The organism is Streptomyces sp. NPDC127084, assembly GCF_042724175.1.
GTDB lineage: Bacteria > Actinomycetota > Actinomycetes > Streptomycetales > Streptomycetaceae > Streptomyces.
The window spans coordinates 1-1341 of the sequence record NZ_JBHXFA010000374.1 but is presented as its reverse complement, the minus strand read 5'-3'; the positions used below and the strand labels follow the sequence as shown (position 1 = coordinate 1341).

The 1341-nt window shown below is 70.1% G+C and carries 1 protein-coding gene and 1 pseudogene; both read left to right on the top strand.

All coding sequences use genetic code 11. From position 1 onward, the window contains the following. The first annotated feature begins 26 nt into the window (after positions 1-26). Entirely contained in the window at positions 27-815 is a 789-nt protein-coding gene (locus tag ACFWI9_RS34330) for an enhanced serine sensitivity protein SseB C-terminal domain-containing protein (RefSeq protein WP_387169228.1), read from the top strand. Between the two features lie 336 nt (positions 816-1151). Further along, positions 1152-1341: pseudogene (locus tag ACFWI9_RS34325) on the top strand (ABC transporter permease); the annotation flags it as partial.

The following is a 1341-nucleotide window of genomic DNA, read 5'->3' as shown; positions in this document are numbered from 1 at the left end:
GGGCACCTACCAAAAGGAGCGGACACGTGAGCGCCAGCGGCACCGCGACCGGCCAGGTCGAGCACATGCTGCGCCAGGTGACGCCCGGGCGCTACGACGCCTACGAGGCACTCCTCCGCGCCCTCGCGACCCCCCACTCCGGCCAGATCTGGATGCTCCTGTGGCACGGCCAGTCCGGCTCCCCGGACGCCCAGTACGGAAACATGCAGGTCGACAAGTACGGCTACGCCCCCTGCGTCACCTCCGCCCAGGAACTGTCGGCGAGCGGCTGGAACCGCTCCTACGAGGTGGTCGACGGCCTGGACGTGGCCCGCACCCTCTACCCCGACCACTTCGGCCTCTGGCTCAACCCGCACGCCCCCGGCGGCGGCGTCGGCATCCCCTGGCTCGACCTGCGCCGGATCGCCACCGGCCTGGAGCGCCAGCCCGCGGGACCCCTCCGGCTGTCCGAGCCGGGCATCGAGATCCCGCAGTTCTACGCCCTGCTCACGCAGAACGCCCACCGCACCCCCGCGGTCCGCTCGCTGCGCCGCGCCTGGGTGCAGCCCGCGCTCGGGGCGCCGTATCTCGCGATCGGTCTGGACGTCTACGACACCAGCCCGCCGGCCGTGGACTCGGTGCGCGGCATGATGCAGCAGTCGATCGGCGCGGTCCCGGACGGGCTGCCGGTGTCGACCGTGGCGATGTCCGACGTGTACGACCCGGTGGCCCTCTGGCTGCGGGCGAACGCCCGCCCGTTCTACGACCGTGAGGCCCACGCGGCGCCCGCCCAGGCGGGTGGGTACGGCTACCCGCCCGTCCGTGGTGGATACTGACCCGGCGAGTCCTCTTCTCCGCTTCTCCGCAGGATTTACGTCTACGACACATTTCTTCGCGCGTAGATGGCGGCGAGATGCCCAAAATGGCGTCGAATTGGCTTTGTGTCCCAAGTGTCATGCGTCCGGGGGGCGTTACCCACTGTCCGTATAACGGAACCCTCCAGGCTGCATCACGTTTGCGCATCCATTCGCCGCCAACCCTGGCAGCAGATCACCAAAGCGTTGAAGACTCCCGCAGCAGGGGCCGTTCGCCCCGATGTACGACGGACTGATCACGCCGCCACAGCGGCAAGTGTGGGCCGGCTACCGCCGGTTGAGAGGGGTCCCTGCCAGATGACGGCACCATTGCACGAGCCGACTGCGGATACGGCCCCGAGCGCGGCCGAGGAAGCGGCGGCAGCGAGCGCCGAGGCGAAGGCGGTCCAGGGGCGTTCCCTGGGCCGGATCGCCTGGGAACGGCTCAAGCGGGACAAGCTCGCCCTGACGGGCGGCATCGTCGTGCTCGTCCTCATCCTGCTCGCCC